Source organism: Mariprofundus sp. NF (assembly GCF_013387455.1).
GTDB lineage: Bacteria > Pseudomonadota > Zetaproteobacteria > Mariprofundales > Mariprofundaceae > Mariprofundus.
Genome location: NZ_VWNC01000007.1, coordinates 139,295 through 157,849 on the forward strand (window position 1 = coordinate 139,295; position 18,555 = coordinate 157,849).

The 18,555-nt window shown below is 50.3% G+C and carries 13 protein-coding genes and 1 pseudogene; 7 read left to right on the plus strand and 7 right to left on the minus strand.

Features of this window, described 5'->3' with window-relative positions; all coding sequences use genetic code 11:
- Window positions 1–75 precede the first annotated feature (75 nt).
- From F3F96_RS10695 to F3F96_RS10705, 3 genes are all read left to right on the plus strand, one after another.
- Complete coding sequence (locus F3F96_RS10695; RefSeq protein ID WP_176963249.1) at window positions 76–750, plus strand: spermidine synthase; 675 nt, start codon at window positions 76–78, stop codon at window positions 748–750.
- A gap of 94 nt (window positions 751–844) precedes the next feature.
- Window positions 845–1,111: a VF530 family DNA-binding protein gene (locus F3F96_RS10700; protein ID WP_176963250.1), complete on the plus strand. Its 267-nt coding sequence runs from the start codon at window positions 845–847 to the stop codon at window positions 1,109–1,111.
- Between the two features lie 248 nt (window positions 1,112–1,359).
- The gene (locus F3F96_RS10705) at window positions 1,360–4,839 is read left to right on the plus strand and encodes a hypothetical protein (protein WP_176963251.1); all 3,480 of its coding nucleotides are present in this window, start codon (window positions 1,360–1,362) and stop codon (window positions 4,837–4,839) included.
- 53 nt (window positions 4,840–4,892) lie between these two features.
- On the opposite strand, the gene F3F96_RS10710 is transcribed toward F3F96_RS10705, so the two are convergent.
- The 3 genes from F3F96_RS10710 to F3F96_RS10720 form a co-directional block, all read right to left on the minus strand.
- Window positions 4,893–7,067, minus strand: a complete 2,175-nt coding sequence (locus tag F3F96_RS10710; RefSeq protein ID WP_176963252.1) for a glutamine synthetase III — start codon at window positions 7,065–7,067, stop codon at window positions 4,893–4,895.
- Window positions 7,068–7,346: 279 nt separating this feature from the next.
- Window positions 7,347–9,617, minus strand: a complete 2,271-nt coding sequence (locus tag F3F96_RS10715; RefSeq protein WP_176963253.1) for a nitric oxide reductase activation protein NorD — start codon at window positions 9,615–9,617, stop codon at window positions 7,347–7,349.
- Window positions 9,618–9,669: 52 nt separating this feature from the next.
- Window positions 9,670–10,473 (minus strand): CbbQ/NirQ/NorQ/GpvN family protein, encoded by an 804-nt coding sequence (locus tag F3F96_RS10720; protein WP_176963254.1) that lies wholly within the window; start codon window positions 10,471–10,473, stop codon window positions 9,670–9,672.
- Between the two features lie 207 nt (window positions 10,474–10,680).
- Between F3F96_RS10720 and F3F96_RS10725 the strand changes: the two genes are divergently transcribed.
- Genes F3F96_RS10725 through F3F96_RS10735 form a run of 3 tightly spaced genes read left to right on the plus strand, consistent with a single transcriptional unit; the run spans window position 10,681 to window position 13,345 of the window.
- Window positions 10,681–11,616, plus strand: a complete 936-nt coding sequence (locus tag F3F96_RS10725) for a metal ABC transporter substrate-binding protein (protein WP_176963255.1) — start codon at window positions 10,681–10,683, stop codon at window positions 11,614–11,616.
- The gene (locus F3F96_RS10730) at window positions 11,613–12,434 is read left to right on the plus strand and encodes a metal ABC transporter permease (RefSeq protein ID WP_176963256.1); all 822 of its coding nucleotides are present in this window, start codon (window positions 11,613–11,615) and stop codon (window positions 12,432–12,434) included. Before F3F96_RS10725 ends, F3F96_RS10730 begins: the two co-directional genes overlap by 4 nt.
- 17 nt (window positions 12,435–12,451) lie before the next feature.
- Window positions 12,452–13,345: a hypothetical protein gene (locus F3F96_RS10735; protein WP_176963257.1), complete on the plus strand. Its 894-nt coding sequence runs from the start codon at window positions 12,452–12,454 to the stop codon at window positions 13,343–13,345.
- On the opposite strand, the gene F3F96_RS10740 is transcribed toward F3F96_RS10735, so the two are convergent.
- The 3 genes from F3F96_RS10740 to F3F96_RS10750 form a co-directional block, all read right to left on the minus strand.
- A complete protein-coding gene (locus F3F96_RS10740) occupies window positions 13,342–14,412 on the minus strand; it encodes an adenylate/guanylate cyclase domain-containing protein (RefSeq protein WP_176963258.1) in 1,071 nt (356 codons plus the stop codon). The genes F3F96_RS10735 and F3F96_RS10740 overlap by 4 nt on opposite strands.
- A complete protein-coding gene (locus F3F96_RS10745; protein ID WP_176963259.1) occupies window positions 14,412–14,801 on the minus strand; it encodes a PilZ domain-containing protein in 390 nt (129 codons plus the stop codon). Before F3F96_RS10745 ends, F3F96_RS10740 begins: the two co-directional genes overlap by 1 nt.
- 193 nt (window positions 14,802–14,994) lie before the next feature.
- A complete protein-coding gene (locus tag F3F96_RS10750) occupies window positions 14,995–15,252 on the minus strand; it encodes a hypothetical protein (protein ID WP_176963260.1) in 258 nt (85 codons plus the stop codon).
- Between the two features lie 400 nt (window positions 15,253–15,652).
- On the opposite strand from F3F96_RS10750, the gene ppdK reads away from it, so the two are divergent.
- Window positions 15,653–18,412 carry a pyruvate, phosphate dikinase gene (ppdK, locus tag F3F96_RS10755; protein ID WP_176963261.1) on the plus strand — a complete coding sequence of 920 codons (2,760 nt, stop codon included), beginning with the start codon at window positions 15,653–15,655 and terminating at the stop codon, window positions 18,410–18,412.
- 51 nt (window positions 18,413–18,463) lie between these two features.
- Here ppdK and F3F96_RS12750 read toward each other — a convergent pair.
- Window positions 18,464–18,555, minus strand: a pseudogene (locus F3F96_RS12750) (integrase); the annotation flags it as partial.

Here is an 18,555-nt window from a genome sequence, read left to right on the forward strand (position 1 = left end):
TTTTTCTGATTCTAAGGGCAGAGTTCTCAACATAATATATTCAGCGGATTTAAGGCTGACGAAAGGAAGTTAGCCATGATCCCCTTCAGACTCATTGATGAAGCCACTGAACACGGTACTACCATGCGCTTGTATAAACGTGGTATCGATTATTCGATTCGCGTGGATAAAGCTGGCGACTTGATGAACAGCCGCCTGCACTACTCGGAAGATGTATTGGCGGAACTGGCCTGCAAAGCGATTGCCGGGCGGAAAAAACCTCATCTTCTGGTGGGCGGTCTTGGCATGGGTTACACACTGGCTGCAGTACTTGCCAACACAACCGATTGTGCGCGGGTAACTGTCTCTGAACTGATGTCGGCCGTGGTTCGCTGGAACCGGGAATACCTGGGTATTCTGGCTGGCAGCCCGATAGAGGATGAGCGTGTTCACATTCTGGAACAGGACGTCGGCAAAGTAATGCGTGAAAACAAAAACGGCTTCGATGCCATTATGCTCGATGTCGACAATGGCCCGGATGGTTTCAGCCGTGATGATAACGATGCCCTGTATGGCCTGCGCGGACTGAACAATGCCTATGATGCACTTAAACCCGGTGGTGTGCTTACTGTCTGGTCTGCCTCCAAAGATCAGGCATTTACCCAGCGTATGATGAAGGTCGGTTTCGATGTGGATCAGAAGCAGGTGCGTTCGCTCTCGGAAAAATCCGGCGTACACCACACCATCTGGATCGCCATTCGTCCGGGTTAATGCTGATGACTGTTTACCAGGCCCCAGCATTGCGAGACTTGCCGCTGATTGTTCGTATACTTGGCGTGGTCTATGACAGGAGAGAGTCCGGTTTATGAATGAACAGCCCAACAACCCACTGCATGGCATGACCCTGGAGAAAGTCCTCAATGCGCTGGTTGAACACTATGGTTGGGGTGAGCTGGGCATCTACGTCAGGATCAAATGTTTTAACAACGACCCTTCGGTAAAATCGAGCCTGAAATTCCTGCGAAGAAATCCCTGGGCACGAACCAAGGTGGAGAAACTCTATCTTGATATGCTGCAAGAGATTGAGCGTGAAAACACGCCTAAGTGGCCCTACACCAACAAGCCGAACTGATAAAATTAATCATCACAGTGTCTGTCCAATGAGCAGCCCTGCATATTCATTAAGCATTCATCCAACTCAATCAGGCTAAAGGCATTGATATTTCACCCTTCACCATTGGCATAGCCATTGCTGTATAATCAGTGCGTTAAAAACCTGAAAGAGCATTGGTATAGCATTAGAATTCAGATGGTATCCAGCCACTCAGATGGGTAGAATAGACGAGTAATTTAAATGAACTTGAATACCGGATTTAGTCAATGAATGAGCCTGTCTTTACAACAGAAAATGATCATAGTGCAGCGCCACCGCATGTGTGGCACCAGCATATCAATCTCAAGCTGGCCGCATTGGGTCAGCCGACCTGCAAACTTGAGGGTGGAGACCACTCCTACCTGACCATTGCTGACAGTCTGCTCAAACATTACGCACGCCAACGCCGTCTGCTCTCAGCCTACCGCTGCCCTGCCGATCAACGCATTCAGAACTTTCTCAATGCCTATCTGGCTGAGCATGGTGTTGAGCAACAGGTGGAGCTGCCCGGCACCACATTTGTTCTTGATCGTCCCGGCATGGCGCGCGAAGTATCGCTGCCGCTCAACGGCACCCATTTCCACTCCGATCTGGTCGACTCCTACCGCCTGCTACAGGGGGTGCTGCACAACCCGAAAAGCGACCGCCGCACCACTAAGGGAGTATTCCATATTGCTGCCGGTGGCCTGCCTGTGCCGGCTGATAAACTTGAGGTGCCGGTTGCCACCTATGGTGCCCTGATCAAAGAGGCACTGAATCCCCCCCGCTCTCTAATGGAGCTGCCTGCCACCAGTGAGGAGGAGAAGAAGGCGGAGGTATGGGTATCGCTGTTACTACGCCCGAAAGTACGCCCGGGCGTGCCGGGTGTTGTCGGTGTTGCCGGCCTGTTATCAGACAAGAGTCTGGAGGTGCGCATGTTTGCCCCCGGTGGTCTGGTCTCCAATCTCGATTTTGTAGAGTCGATCTTCGGTAATGCCGGTGATCCGTTTTTGACTGAAAATGATGCTGCAGCCGATATCGAGCACTGGACCGGCCAGAGCGGCTGCATCATTCTCGCCCCGCATCTGGTGAAGCTGAAGAAGAAGGCACTGGGGCTACCGCACATTGATGAGGCCACTGATCGCCAGCGCCATGACGGCATGTGCTGGCAGCATGAAGATGATCTCTATAACGATGGTCAGGCATTTAAAGTGGTCTGCCGTGACAAACGCGGTGTTATCGTCACCATCATTGCCGACAACTACTTCGGCTACAGCAAGAAAGAGATTAAATCCCAGATCAGTTATTCGGCCAACCTCTTCGGTGGCTGTGAAGAGGAGCATGCCGGTGGCGCACTGGCATTTCCACGCTACAACCTTGGTGAGGTCTATATCCCGCGTGCCAGTGATATGCTCGACAATCACACCTTTGCCGACCTATGCCATCGCCTGAGCGATAAGATAGAGCTCAAACCGGAAGGTTATGCGGTTGATAAGCAGTACCCCGACATCATCTATCTGCCTGAAGATGCGCAGATCAGTATGCATGAGATGCAGATCTGCTGGCAAGGTCCAAACGGACCGTCACAGATCAAACTGCTGGCCGCTAATACCTTTATCTACCCCAGTGGTTTCAGGGTACATATGGCGCGCCATGCCCACTCACCAAGCTGGCGACTGATCGGCACCATTGGTGAAGGCACCTTCTGTCATAAACCAAGTACCGTATCTGGCGGCGGCAAATCGGAGATCTCCAAGTCGATTGCCGGTGCAGTGATCTCAGGGCCAACCTATGTCGATAACTTTGAACAGGATCTCAAACAGGTTAGGGCTATCTTTGAGCGTAACTATAGTGACCGCTTCCGTCATCCTGAATCGGAGAAAAGTGATTCTCGAACGCTGCTGAGCAAGGAGCGCAGTCTGGGCTCTGTGATCAAACTGCTAACCCCTTCGATTCTCGACTACACAGATGAGTACAACCATTGGCTGAAAACCATTCCGAGCCACATTCTCGCACTGGTCTTCATGATCAAGCGCTTCTACAGAACTGCCTGGGGAGAGAACTGGCACGAGCACTTCTCCGTTGATACGGTTAACGGCAGTCCCGGTCATGAACTGAGATACAATGGTCGCAAGCTGATGGCCAGCTATCTGCGTGTCGGTTTTGCAGATGATGGCAGCTGGCGCCTGTTCAAGTTGCGTCAGGACTTTATCGCATCGGATAAAATCCAGATGGAGGATGATATCAGCGCCTCGATTGTCATTCCTGCAAGTTATGTCAGCGGGCTCAACCCGGAGTATGACCACCCCTGCATCAAGCTGGTGGACAACTGTGAAAAAAGACTCTTCCAAAGGCCTGATGAAGCGGTTAACCGTGGGTCGGATACACAGACCGAGTCTGATCTCTCCAGCGGCAACAGCTTTATCTCCAATTTCCAGCCTATGCAGCGGGACGATGCCCGTGAACTGATGGATGATGTGATGCATTTTGAGGAGTTCAGCGAACCTATGCAGTCGCTGATCCGCCATGCTTCAGAGATGGATGAGTCGCTCTACTTCATCTCCAGCGCACATCCGAGAATTGTCGATGGTAAACCGAGCCTGAATGTCCGCTACCTGCAGGATCGTCCTGATCTTGCCGATCCGCGCTCGAAATATCTGGCTGAAGTCAGCACCCGTCTGCGCCGGGGACTTGAACCGGAACAGAAGGTCTACCTTCCGGTTAATGCGGTTCTGACCGGACGACGAAACAATCCGGCGGAACCGGGCATCCGGCCACTGGCGGTCTATAATCCGATCCATTATCAGAAACTTCCTGAGCTGTTCATGGATTTCATCTGCAGCCTGACCGGCAAATCACCATCCACTACAGGTGCCGGTTCTGAGGGGGCACTCACCAAGGGCCCTTTCAATCCGCTTAGCGCCACAGCAGACCTTAATACAGCACTGGTCTCCTTTATCCTCTGTGGTTATGACGGCTTCTCCACGGCTGCCGGTTACATTGGATCAAAACGGCGCATCGATCATGACATCAGCATGTTAATACCTGAAATCTGGTGCCGCCTGCCGGCCAAAGTTCAGAAGCCTCAATATATGATCAAATGGGGCTATCTGAAAAAACTGGAAGATTTTGAATACAACGGTAAAACCGTGCTTGCCAGTCGTCTTGGCTACCGGATCAGCAAGCGTTTCGTGCGCAACCATTTCGGCAAACTGTTTGATACACCTGTGGCTGTGTTTGATAAAGCGATGCTGAAACCGGAAACGCAGGATATGGAAAGCTTTGTCGATGGCATCAACAATATATGCGAAGCTCACCAGCGCGTCGCCCTCTCCTACTTCGAGGATAGCTCTATTGATGATGCCTGCCCGCCACTGCAGGCACTACTGCATATCATGGCTCATGGTCATTACCAGGGCAGGGATATTCATGATCCATCCATCCGCCAGATGTTCAGTCGCGAGGAGCTGCTGCAGAGTGACTGGTACCAGGAACGCCTGAACATTAAACAGGCTCGTGACTCTCAGGTTTGGCTACAGCACCGCGAGAATCTCAATGCTCAGATCACTGTGCTTGATGAAGATGAGCATGAGAGACGCGCACATCTTGCCGAACGTATCAGCAAGACTGATCGCATGATTGAGAGGGTGACAAGTGATGACTACCTGCAACGCCTGCAGGGCACCCTCGGTGCTGACTGGATTCACCACGACAATGTGAGAGAATGAAACAAAAAAGGCCGCTGAAAAGCGGCCTTTTTCTATTATCCTGTAGATCTATTTTACTTGATAAACAGCATCTCGCGGTATTTAGGCAGAGGCCAGAGTTCATCAGATACTTCACCTTCAAGCGCATCAGCATGCAAACGCACCTCATCCATCAGAGAGCGTACATCCTTGGCAAGGTACTGCATATGCGCTTCAGTCGATGCAAAATCGTGCTGCTCAAGTGCTACACTCAGTTTTGCAACAGCAGCCATCATTGCATTGGCTTCAGCTGCAACAGTTTTAGCTGTTGAACTATCCAGTTCAATGCCCATCTCAGCCATACTTACATTGGCTGCTGCAAGTTCTGAAAGATAGGAGATTGCGGTGGGATAGATGCTCGATTTTGCCATCTCCACAACCAGATTGGCCTCCAGTTCAATAGCCAGAATATACTGCTCTGAATAGACCTCAAAACGACTCTCCAGCTCAACAGGAGAGAGTACGCCAGTCGATGCAAACAGCTCTTTTACCGATGCCTCGCGCAGTGCAGGCAGTGCGTCAGCAGTTGTTGGAATATTTTTGAGCCCACGATCATCAACAGCCGCAGTATGCCAGTCGGTTGAGTAGCCATCGCCACCAAATACTGCATTGCCATGTTCATTGATAAGGTCTTTAAGCACAGCAAGCACAGCCGTCGCCTGATCGCTACCTGATGCCAATTCAGCATCAAGTTTACCGGCTATCCACTCCAGGGAGTCAGCCAACATGGTATTCATCACAACCAGTGGTCCTGACACAGACTGAGCAGAGCCAACAGCGCGGAACTCAAAACGGTTGCCGGTGAAAGCAAATGGAGAGGTTCTGTTACGGTCGCCCGGATCGCGTTTGAAGTTAAGAATCTGGGAGAGACCAAGATCCATCTCACCACCCTCTTCTGTCACACTGAGATTGCCCTCTTTGATATCCATAAATAGCTTTTCAAGCTGATCACCGAGATAAACAGACATAATCGCAGGCGGAGCCTCATTCGCACCCAGACGATGATCATTGGAGGCGGTAGCAATCGCAGCACGCAGCAGCGGCCCATGCAGATGCACTCCACGAACCACAGCACCACAGAAGAGCAGGAAGTTGAGATTATCATGCGGGGTATCACCCGGATCAAGCAGGTTACCCTGAGTAGCATTACCCACCGACCAGTTCACATGTTTACCGGAGCCGTTGATACCAGCAAATGGCTTCTCATGCAGCAGGCAGAGGAAGCCGTGTTTCTTGGCACTGTTTTTCAACACGGTCATCAATAGCTGCTGGTGATCGGCAGCGACATTGGCCGCTTCAAAATAGGGCGCGATCTCAAACTGACCCGGTGCAACCTCATTGTGGTGGGTTTTTGCGGGGATACCGAGTCTGTATAGTTGCTCTTCAAAATCCTGCATGAAGACTTGAACGCGTTGTGGAATCGCACCGAAGTAGTGATCATCAAACTGCTGACCTTTGGCTGAAGGCGCTCCAAACAGGGTACGTCCAGCCAGCAACAGGTCAGGACGAGCGGCGGCAAAGTTGGCATCGACCAGGAAATACTCCTGCTCAGCACCACAGCTTGAGTTCAGCGGAGCGATTTCCGTTTCACCCATCAATGAGAGCACCTTTTGTGCGGCTCTGTTCATCGCTGCATTGGAACGCAACAGCGGAATCTTCTTATCCAATGCTTCACCGGTCCATGACATAAACACACTTGGGATGGTCAATGTCGCACCATTCTCGGTCTGCATAATATAGGCCGGACTGGTTGGGTCCCAGGCAGTATAACCACGTGCGGCATTGGTCATGCGGATACTACCGTTAGGGAATGATGAACCATCCGGTTCACCCTTGATCAACAGGCTACCGGAAAATTCGGTGATGGCGTTGCCCTCGGAGTTGGTCACGATGAAGCCATCATGCTTTTCAGCAGAGGCATTGGTCATCGGATAGAAGATATGGGAGAAGAACTTGGCACCCTTACCCATTGCCCACTCTTTCATGGCTGCGGCAACAACCTCGGCAGTCGCCGGATCAAGCGGTTCACCGGTCTGAACCGTTTTCTTGATCGCTTTGAAGGCGCTCTTGGAGAGGCACTCCTCCATTTTTGCCAAATTAAATACATCAGTAGCCCAGATCTTGCTCAATGGCTCAGGCTGATCTACAGGTGTCGCCTGACGATTGGTGATCTGATGAATTGCTTGAAGTCGGGATTCGTTTCCACTCATTGATGATGTCCTCTAGTTATAGGTTTTAGTAATCAAATAGACAAAGCAATCGTAGTGCCATATTGAGAATGCTTATTTTGCAACGTTTTTTATTTTGCATCAGCGTAGAATTGGTCATGCTTTAATCATCACCTGCCTATTTTATAGGCAACACTTAAAATTCAGCCTCTGCGAAGGCAATACTGTTTTTTTCAACGGCAAACAATGGATGACCTATATTATAAGGTATTACGTTGTTGAAAAAAGCAAAGGGGCCCATATTGGGCCCCTTAACATATCTTATTTTGTCAGTGCGATAAACAGTTCCGGCAACTTCTCGGGCAGACGATCGACATGATCAATAATGGTGTACTGCTTGCCGAAGATATCTGCCACATACTCATCCGCCTTGGGATCAAGGTTGATGCAATAACTATAAATACCATCAGCACCCAGCTCTTTCACCGCCTGCTTGGCGTCCTGAATCAATAGCTGATCATCATCAACATCGATATCAGCCGGTTCTCCATCGGTGAGAATCAGCATCAGCTTTTTATCTGCTTGCTGTGCTTTCAGATAGTGAGCTGCATGACGCATCGCACCACCCATACGGGTTGAGAAACCCGCTTCCATGGCGGCTAGTCGTGATTTGACTTCATCATTCCAGGGTTCGTTATAACCTTTCATATGAAAGTATCGAACATTGTGACGTGTATCAGAGTGGAAACCGGCAATAGCGAATTTATCACCTACCTGATCCACAGCCCAGGCCAGTAGTGATACTGCCTCCTGAGAGAGTTCGAGAATGGTTTGATTGCAACCCACCGCCTTCTCATTGAGCGATTGCGACAGATCGAGCAATAGCATCACCGCAACATCACGACCATCGGTTTTGTGACTCATATTGATACGTGTATCGGGTTGAGAACCACCCTTGAAATCGATCAATGAGCGAATCGCTACATCCAGATCAAGTTCAGAGCCCTCCTCCTGATAACGGATACGCACCTTATCCTGAGGTTTAAGCATATCGAGCATCGCCTTCAAACGTTTGGCCAACGCCTTGTGTTTATCAAGCAGTTTATCGATTTTCGCTGCATTGCCGCGCGGGTGCAGTGATTCATAGACACTCACCCAATCCGGACGATAGTGAACGGCGTTATAATCCCACTCATGATAGTGACGCGGGGGAAGGCCTTTCAGCTCTTCATTATCCTGCTGCTTCTGATCAAGGTGTTCAAAGGTTGTCTCTTCATCATCACCCTGCTCGATATAGATCCAGAGATGACGATTATCATCACGATAATCGACCTCAGTATTATCGAAATAGGTGTTGGGCAACGCATCAGACTGCTTACGGGTTCGACCAATAAAAGAGAGGGCAATCATCGCCATATCCATGCTCTTGGAGCCATCTTTCTCCATCTCAGCAAAGAAACGGCCGACAAACTCACGCACATCTGCATTCTCATACTGGTAATCAGGATCAAGAATCGCCCTGGAAACCATCGCCAAACGCAGATTAATCAGGGACGTACTCTCCAGCTGCAACGCCTTCTCATCCGGGATCGGATGCAGGGCAAGAAAGATCTTTCTCAAACCGGGGAAGCGCTGCATGGCCAGATATTCGACACGCGAGTCTTCAAAGGTTTCAACAGCCAGGCGCTGGAACGGGCTCCAGTTATCCACCACCATCTTCTGGCTCCAGCGACGATGTGCAGCCATATGCGCCAGTGCAGCGCGATAACGATCAATTCCCTTCACTCCCCGATCATCATCATAGACATCAGGAATGCGGATACCCAGATCATCATAGTAAGGCATCGGTTTGCGCAACTCATCAAAGGCCAGCGAATATGGCACAAGATAATCGTGATCAGCCCACAGGCCGCGCATGTATGAATCAAGTTTGCGCTCATGATCCATCAGCAACGTACCATGGCGTTCACGCTGCATCACAGCATGCGCATCCGGTGACTGGAAGCTGAAGTAGTCGACCTGACGTCCGGGATGTGTGCTGTAATAGTTGATGCCGTACTCGACCCAGTTTTTAAACCCTTCGAGGGAGAGTTCAATCAACAGCCTTGGTGCCTGCTTGAGAAGATCGGGCAGGCCGGGGCTTGGGAATGTGGTGTGGTGACCAAGTACAGAGACGGAGGTTTTCTCCACCATATCACGTAACACTTCAATATACTGACGAAACAACTTATAGGTTTTCAGGCGTCGAGCTACAGCGCCACTGGTCTGCAGAAACGGCACCATCGCCTTAAAGTTGGTATGGGTCGAGAGGTAGTGTGCAAACTCGCGCAGATCCGCCAGCGCCTCTTCACCAACCTCTGAAGCGACAATCGGTGCCTCTTCCAGATAGACCAGAACAGGCTCAGGCCCTCGCCCAAGCTTACCAAGGAAACCTGCATGTTCGATATAGGCAACCAGTCCCTGACTCGAAAGTCGGGCTTTGGCCTCTACCATGCAATCATCAAAGACCCGGTCAACCTGAGCAAACTTGCAGTTCAAGCGCTGCCAGTACATCTCGACGTCCATCTTTCTTCTTGTGACTGTTTCAACCATAGGAATACCTTAACCTCTCAGCAGAGCCGTAAGCCTGTGTGAAATAACGCGATTAGCCGAAGGTCGCGTCAATGGCGTGATCAAGTGTATCGCGGATGTCTGCGTCATCGGTAATCGGACGCACCAGTGCCATACGGCATGCAGCCTTAGGCGCTACGCCACCCTTAATCAGAGCTGCAGCATAAGTCAGCAGACGGGTAGAGATACCTTCATCCAGACCATGACCCTTGAGGTTGCGGGCCGTGCCACCAATACCTACCAGCTTAGCAGCCAGTTCCGTATCAATACCGGTCTCTTTAGCAATGATACCGGTCTCAACTTCAGCCGTTGGATAGTCGAACTCAAAACCGGCAAAACGCTGTTTGGTCGACTGTTTCAGATCCTTCATCAGGCTCTGGTAACCCGGGTTATAGGAGATCACCAACTGAAAATCAGGATGTGCTTCAATCAGCTCGCCCTTCTTATCCAGCGGCAGTGTACGACGATGGTCAGTCAAAGGATGGATTACAACCGTGGTATCCTGACGCGCTTCAACCACCTCATCGAGGTAACAGATCGCACCAATGCGTGCTGCAGTGGTCAACGGACCATCCAGCCAGCGTGTGCCGTTGGCATCCAGCAGGTAACGACCTACCAGATCCGAAGCTGTCATATCTTCATTACAGGCCACGGTAATAAGCGGCCTGTCCAGTTTCCATGCCATATATTCAATAAAACGTGATTTACCACAACCTGTTGGCCCTTTCACCATCACCGGCAATCGTGCGGCATAAGCGGCTTCATAGAGCTCGATCTCATCGTCCTGTGCCTGATAAAATGGCTCTTCGTGAATCTTGTACTGATCCTTATCGGTCATAACTGCCCCCACATTCAAATCTTGGGGATACTCTAACCGATCTTTACAAAATAACTAACTTATAAAAGTTATAGATTACATAAATTAAAATTATACCAACTACTATGGCAAGTTGGCACTAAACCTGCTTAGATTATAGGAAATAGATCATAAAAACAGACATTTGCCGGGGTAAATGATGCTAAATAACAGATCATACGGAATATTATGTCTCTGCTGAAAAAATCAGCAGTGCTTCAGTCGATCTATACAGCAGCAGTCCCCCTGCTGCTTCTCCTGATCTCTTTCCCCTCCCCTGCAACTGCCAAACCTCATGTTGTCGCAACCGTACCCGCCCTCGCCCAGATTGCTCAGGCTGTCGGCGGCATAGATATTCACGTCAAATCACTCACCAGCATCGGCCACGATCCCAATGTATTCTCACCCCGCCCCGGCCATGCCCGTGCCCTGAGCAGTGCCCTACTACTCTTCAGCGTCGGTTTTGGTCTGGAGTCCTCATGGCTTCCCTCGCTCATAAAACGCTCAGGCAACAGCAAAATCATTCCCGGCAGCGATGGTTATTTCAGCGGTGGTGATGCCATTGAAGCGATAGGTGTACCACGTGGCATGAGCTCGCAGCAGATCAGCCAGTGGTCACCGGATAAAAACCCCTACTGGTGGTTAGACCCTGAAATGGGCATCAAAGTTGCCCATGCACTAGCCGTTCGCCTGAGTGAACTTGATGCGGTCAACGCTGAGCGTTATCTGCAGCGGGCATCCGAATTTGAGAAGGCAGTCAAAGAGAAGCTGCCGGTATGGCGTGATCATATGAATATTCATACTGGTGTGGTGATCACCTACCACAACACCTATGTCTATTTCATGGAAGCGATGAATATCGAACTGGGTGGTTTTATTGAGCCGAGATCCGGCATTGAACCATCAACACGTTATATGGATGACCTGCTCAGAGTGATCAGGGAGAAAAACGTCAAGCTGATCTGGGTTGAACCCTACAACAACAGAGCGATTGCCAAGCGCCTTGCCGGCGCAGCTGGCATTAAAATGATGATACTACCGGATGCCGTTGAAGGTTATGGTACAGAGGGGTACATCGGCATGTTTGATTTGATGGTAGAGCGCGTAGCGAGGTGGAGCCAATGATTTTACTGACTGTTTTAATAGCCACGCTGGTGATCGCCATAACCCTGCCGGTGCTCGGACAACGGGTGCTAGAGCGACGCATCGTATTTGTCGACTTGGCTCTGGCACAGGTTGCAGCAACCGGTTACGCCATGGGCATGGCACTGCAAATACCGGGCGTTTATGCCGCTGCGGCAACCACCTCCATCGCACTGGTTCTGATGGCACTGATGGATGAGGATACACCGCTTCCCAAAGAGGCGGTGATGGGTGCGGTATACGCCTTTGCAGCATCGGTTGGCATGGTGCTGTTATCCCTACTCCCCTATGGAGAGGGCCAGCTTATGGGGCTGCTGTTCGGTAGCGTGCTGGGTATCGACTGGCAAGGTATCATTGAACTATCCGTATTTGCCGGATTGGGACTGCTGCTTGCCCTGCCTGAGCACAGCAATACCTTCAGTGGCCGTCTGCGCTTTTATGCCGGTTTAAGCCTGATCATTGTACCGGCGATCTATGCCATCGGTGTACTGCTGGTATTCGCCTACCTGGTCATGCCTGCCCTCTCAGTCTGGCGGCGTGGTCATAACGGACCAACATGGCAGGCACTGACACTGGCGGTTATTGCCAGTACCGCAGGCACATTGCTCGCGGACTTTCTCGATCTTCCACCTTCAGCCACCGTTGTACTGACACTGGCCTTTATTGCCGTTGTCACAGGACTGATCATCTACTTTATCGATAGAAACAGGCCCGAAGAGCTTGAGGAAGATGAAGAAGAGGATGATGATGAGGAGAACGAAGAAGAGGATGGGCCTCAGAGAAGCAGCCTGACCGACTGATTATCAGGGAGATTGTCATGAAAGTAATGTGGATAATGCTAGCGATATTATGGGCGCCTGCCCCCCTACTGGCACAATCGGATCAGCAACAGACACAACAACTCGTCAAGGAACTAAAGCAATTAACCGATCAGGCGGAGCGCGATCGAAGTGCCAACTACCGGTTTATTGACCAGCTTCGCGATCTTACCTCTCGCTACGACGCCCCCTGGCGCAAACAGGTTCTGTATGATGATTTCCGCGATGGGGATCTGACCAGAAACCCTGTCTGGCATGGCGATATGGATCACTTCCGGATTGACCGCTCTGGCAAACTCCGCTCCCGCCTTGAAAACAGACGACAACCCCTGACTCAGGATAAGCCACGCCAGTCCACTGAAGAGGCAATCCTTGGCATGTTGCTGGAGGGGGTGATACAACCGGGTGATAGAAGAGCAGAGACGCAACCCACCGCACTCTCCACTCAGGCAGATATTTCGACTGCGGCACAGATCAGCAATGCTTTTGCTATCACTGTCGAATTCGGCCGGCATGGACTAAACAGAGAGGGCAGTTTTGAATGGGGACCGTATCAAGGCAGGCAGCGTGATTCCGGCTACCGCATTGCCTATGAGGGAGGTGACCGGCCCGCCATAAAGGTTATCCGCTACCGTTCAGGCATGTCGGCAGTGATTGACCGCTATGACCAAAGTAACCTGCTTGGCGATGGTAAGCTGCATAAAATCAACTGGTTACGCTCAAATAGTGGTGTAATGACTATCCAGATTGATGGCAAACAGATTATGCGTGTGCGCGACAGAAACTATCAGGATCCCTTCAATGGCTTCATCATGACCAATCGCGGTGGTGACTATAAGATCGGCTCTGTTTCTCTGTTCGGAGAAGAGCCTGAAAGAGTATTGAGGTATTAACTCAGGCTCATCTGATAACATTTAACCAGTGCGCCACGGTTCTTCACCTTGATATCACCCCTTGGCTGCATGGAAATAAGATGATGACAACGGTTATAGGTCTCTTCGCCGACAATAATAACTTCACCTTCTGCCATCTGCTCAAGACGGGCTGCAACATTCACGGTATCGCCAATCACCGTATAATCCATTCGATTTTTTGACCCTACATTACCCATCACAACATCGCCCGTATTCACACCAATGCCGACCTCAAATACCGGATAACCTTTTAACCTGAATTCGGGCATTAGGGCTTTCACGCAGTGCTGCATCTCCAGGGCTGCCTGCAGCGCATTCAGCGCTCCTTCATCCTGATTGCCCACCACACCGAAGGTGGCCATCAACTCATCGCCCACGAATTTATCAAGAATGCCATTGTGCTTGAATATGATCTTCACCATGGCATCAAAATAGTCATTGAGCATGCCGATCACCTCTTCAGGGCTCATGTGCTCTGAAATCGAAGTAAATGATCGTATATCGGCAAACAGCACTGTCACCTCATGCTGCATATTCTGTAGCGGGATATCCTCTTCTGAATTGATAATCTTTTCGACAAGGCTCTTATCAACATAGCGACTCAATCGGCTGCGCGACAGACTCTCTTCCCTGAGTTTCTTCTGGTAGCCCTCTATTTCACGGGTGTAGAGCAGCAGCTTGGTTGTCATCTCTTGGAAATTGCGCGATGAACGTTCCGATTCCGCCAGTACCGTATTAAAATGCTCAATGATACCAACCAGTTCATCGGGTGTATTTTCATGAATTTCAATCGACTGCTTATCATCTGACATCGCCGCCTGACCGGTGATATCCCGAACATTGCACAGCTGCCTGCCAAATTTGCGAATCACTGAATAACCAGTCAGATGCGCAAGCAGAGCAGAGAGACCGATCAGCAGCAGCGTCGGGGTGATCTCGGCATCAAGATAGATCACCAGATAGAGGGCCAGAAGGTAGGGAATAAATCCAATCAGGCTGTAACTGGCCTGCTCAATATCTCTGAATCGAATCGCCTTTTTCATCATCAGAGCCCGGACGCCTTGTCATCGGCAATGGTGGAAAATTTCTGGCTCTCAAAGGTTAATGGATCATTCAGAGAGAGACCGATAAAAACAATCTCGGCTTCAGACTCTGTTGCCTCACTCCTGTGAATCCACGCGACGGTAGCGCTGCAGACCATATATGCAGCCAGTTTGTCTGTATCAGGCAGGCGTATTCTTAAGTAAACCTCCCGTCCAAGTGCATAATAGGCGGGAAAATCCGTTAACAGGCAGACACCACCGCCAGATATATTACGTAACACACTCTTGTCGACGAAGGCATCTCCACCCGGAGCAGAGCCAGTAATCTCCGCATCAAAATCGATGGGATAACGCTCAAAATTCCTGTGTTCACTGTAATCCTGATCCGGCATGTCACCTCAATATTTACCGGCATATGCCGGCGCCCTGATATCGCTAATCAATCAGCCTACCATACTACTATCAATATCCATGCCAAAACAGCATGCAGATAAAGCAGTACATATTATAATATACAGTAGAGATTACAAACTGGAGCATTTACAGGTATTCATAGCCAGGAACAGAAGCCGCATGTTCTGAAAGTCAGGCGAACATATCCACACTGCCAGGGTTCAGAGCGATGGGAGCGGGCAACCCCTGCAGCGTATAAGTTAAAAAGAAGATGTTATGTCTGCAGCTGAACTCAAACTGCTGCGCAGGTGGTGGTGTAGTCTGCAGATCAATCACAGCATCTTTGCAAGCAGGAACAACCACTGCTCGCTCAAGTTCGGATGGAACAACAGCATAAGCATCAGGTCTGCTGCTGTCGTACTGCAGCCCCAGCGCGACAGTCAGCTTCACCCTTCACCCCTGTAAAAAGGCAATTCTTTCCCCTTAGCAGCGGCAAACATTACCGCTCCAAATCGAAATACGATCCATATAGGGCATTAACAAAGCAATACAACCACCTGTTTTAACTGTATTTTTCTACTTCACCTCCAAAGATTCATGCATCAACACTTATAACTACCAGTGCATATTTGCGGCCATATTCGAACAGCTCCGGCAGAGGAATTTCCACTGTAAAAAAAGAGGCAGCTCTGAATTGATGCAAAAAGTCTCTGATCAGAAATACTCCCTTTTCAGAAAAGCCATTCAGGCGTATGATGCTGCTGTTCGGCGTAAGCCAATTCTGACTTGCCCAATACACTAATAACCATGGACACAGAGCGTGTTTCAATGGACTTCAGGGAAAGTAATAATGACTAATGAGCAAAACAAATACGTCTACTCTTTTATGGAGGGAGACGGCAAAGCGAGACAACTTCTAGGTGGTAAAGGCGCCAACCTGTGTGAGATGACACAGATCGGCCTGAATGTCCCTCCGGGATATACCATTACAACCGAGGCATGCCTTAGCTATCTGGAGAATAACAATACCTATCCGGCTGGTCTGATGGATGAAGTAAAAGAGCAGATGACCGCACTTGAGAAGCTGACAGGCAAAGGATTCGGCGATGCCCATAATCCACTGCTGGTATCAGTACGATCAGGCTCCGCGATGTCGATGCCCGGTATGATGGACACCATCCTCAACCTCGGCATGAACAGCGAAACACTGCAGGGTGAAATTGAGCAGACTGGTGACGAGCGTTTTGCCTATGATGCCTATCGCCGTTTTATCCAGCTGTTCGGAAAAGTAGCTCTCGGCATTGAAGATGAGCACTTTGATGAGCCATTTGAAGCGATCAAGAAACGTGAAGGCGTCAAGGAAGATGTCGGCCTCTCTGCTGAAAATCTGAAAGAGATTGCAACCCTGTTCCTTGAAATCGTACATGCCCAGACAGGACGCGCTTTCCCTGAAGATCCGTATGAACAGCTGGATCTGGCGATTAAAGCGGTTCTCGGCTCATGGTCAGGCAAACGCGCCGTTGATTACCGCCGTGAATTCAACATCACACCGGATCAGGCCAACGGTACTGCTGTAAATATCTGTACTATGGTATTTGGTAACCGTGGTGATGACTGTGCAACAGGCGTGGCCTTCACTCGTAACCCGGGTACTGGTGAAAACATCTTTTACGGTGAATATCTGGTGAATGCACAGGGTGAAGATGTGGTGGCAGGCATTCGTACGCCTAAACCAATCGCCCAGATGGCCGATGAGATGCCGGATCTATACCGTCAACTTGAAGAGCTGCGTAACAAGCTTGAGACCCATTACTCCGAGGTTCAGGATTTCGAGTTCACTATTGAGAAAGGTATCCTCTACTGCCTGCAGACCCGTAATGGTAAAATGAACACCCAGGCCATGGTTCGCACTTCGGTCGAGTTGGTTGAAGAGGGACTGATCACTAAAGAGCAGGCGCTGCTGCGTATTGCACCTGAATCACTGGAGCAGATGCTCTTCCCCCGCCTTGACCCCAATGCCAAAGTAACGGCTTTGGCAACCGGCCTTCCAGCCAGCCCCGGTGCTGCATGTGGCCATGTAGTCTTTGATGCTGACAGGGCCGTGGCGCAGAAAGCCGCGCATGATCGTCCTCTGATTCTGCTGCGTGAAGAGACCAAGCCTGAAGATATCCATGGCTTCTTTGTGTCTGAAGCTATTCTCACCTCACGTGGTGGCAAAACCAGTCATGCTGCTGTTGTGGCTCGTGGCATGGGCAAACCGTGCGTGGCCGGAGCTGATGGCATTGAAGTTGATGTTATGTCCCGTCGCGCCCATATCGGTGAAGTTGTTATTAAAGAGGGTGATCTGATCACCATCGATGGCACCTCCGGTAATGTCTATCTCGGTGCAGTTGCAACCGTTGAGGCTGAGTTCTCCGAAGAGCTTAAAACCCTTCTCTCATGGGCAGATGAACGTGCACGCCTGAAAGTGATGGCCAATGCCGATATCCCTGAAGATGCTGAACGCGCCCTTAAATATGGTGCCATGGGTATTGGACTGTGCCGTACAGAGCGCATGTTTAATGCCGCAGAGCGTCTGCCAATCGTGCTGGAGATGATTGTTTCCGACACACTTGAACAGCGTCAGGCAGCCCTTGATAAACTCCTGCCTATCCAACGTCAGGATTTCGTTGAACTGTTCACAACCATGTCACCCAACCCGGTGACCGTGCGTCTGCTTGATCCACCTATCCACGAATTCCTGCCTTCAGAGAATCAGTTGATTGATGATCTCGTGCAGCTGAAACATCTGAAAGACACCATGCGTGGTTCAGAGGTACTGACTGCAACACTGAGCCTGCTCTCTACCCGCAATGGTGCTCTGGCACCAATTCAGCAGCTAGCTGACTCATCGCTGGTGGATGAAGCGATCGAGAAGAAGGAGGCGATCCTTAAAAAGGTTCGCGCCCTCTTTGAAGTCAACCCGATGCTTGGCCATCGCGGTGTACGTTTGGGCATCACCTTCCCTGAAATCTATGCTATGCAGATTCGTGCAGTACTTGAAGCGGCCTGCGTATGCCAGAAAGCAGGCACCGAAGTTCACCCTGAGATTATGATTCCTCAGGTATGTACTTCTGAAGAGCTCATCGCGATCAAAGCAATTGTTGAAACCATCAGGCAAGAGGTTGAAGCGTCACAAGGTATCGCACCAATCTTCAAATTCGGCACCATGATGGAGGTCGTTCGTGCCTGCATGCGAGCTGAACAGCTGGCCGAGGAGGCCGATTTCTTCAGCTTTGGTACCAATGATCTGACTCAGGCAACATTCTCCTTCTCACGCGAGGATGCAGAGAACAAATTCCTGCCGATGTATAACGAAGCTGGAATCCTTCAGGATAATCCATTTGAAGTACTCGATGCCAACGGCGTCGGCAAACTGATGGAGCTGGCCGTAAACTGGGGCCGCGGTGTTAAACCGGGCATGAAGATCGGTATCTGTGGTGAACATGGTGGCCATCCAGCCTCTATCCGCTTCTGCCACAGCATCGGCCTGACCTATGTATCATGCTCCGGTCCGCGTGTGCCTATTGCACGTCTGGCTGCTGCTCAGGCAGTACTGCTGGAGTCCTGATCAGAATAGGCTAACGGTGTCTCGTCCTAAAATACGTTGACGTTTTTTTATTCAAGCCGGCTGCCAATGGCAGTCGGCTTTTTTATGCACCTCTTCGGGTGTTTTCATTCCCAGGCTGAGGTGCGGCCTGAGTCGATTATATG

Coding starts and splice junctions, on each gene's coding strand:
- F3F96_RS10725 (WP_176963255.1), top strand. CDS start 10,681: ATGTCTCTGCTGAAAAAATCAGCAGTGCTTCAGTCGATCTATACAGCA.
- F3F96_RS10720 (WP_176963254.1), bottom strand. CDS start 10,473: ATGACCGATAAGGATCAGTACAAGATTCACGAAGAGCCATTTTATCAG.
- F3F96_RS10700 (WP_176963250.1), top strand. CDS start 845: ATGAATGAACAGCCCAACAACCCACTGCATGGCATGACCCTGGAGAAA.
- F3F96_RS10740 (WP_176963258.1), bottom strand. CDS start 14,412: ATGATGAAAAAGGCGATTCGATTCAGAGATATTGAGCAGGCCAGTTAC.
- F3F96_RS10705 (WP_176963251.1), top strand. CDS start 1,360: ATGAATGAGCCTGTCTTTACAACAGAAAATGATCATAGTGCAGCGCCA.
- F3F96_RS10735 (WP_176963257.1), top strand. CDS start 12,452: ATGAAAGTAATGTGGATAATGCTAGCGATATTATGGGCGCCTGCCCCC.
- F3F96_RS10730 (WP_176963256.1), top strand. CDS start 11,613: ATGATTTTACTGACTGTTTTAATAGCCACGCTGGTGATCGCCATAACC.
- ppdK (WP_176963261.1), top strand. CDS start 15,653: ATGACTAATGAGCAAAACAAATACGTCTACTCTTTTATGGAGGGAGAC.
- F3F96_RS10715 (WP_176963253.1), bottom strand. CDS start 9,617: ATGGTTGAAACAGTCACAAGAAGAAAGATGGACGTCGAGATGTACTGG.
- F3F96_RS10710 (WP_176963252.1), bottom strand. CDS start 7,067: ATGAGTGGAAACGAATCCCGACTTCAAGCAATTCATCAGATCACCAAT.
- F3F96_RS10745 (WP_176963259.1), bottom strand. CDS start 14,801: ATGCCGGATCAGGATTACAGTGAACACAGGAATTTTGAGCGTTATCCC.
- F3F96_RS10695 (WP_176963249.1), top strand. CDS start 76: ATGATCCCCTTCAGACTCATTGATGAAGCCACTGAACACGGTACTACC.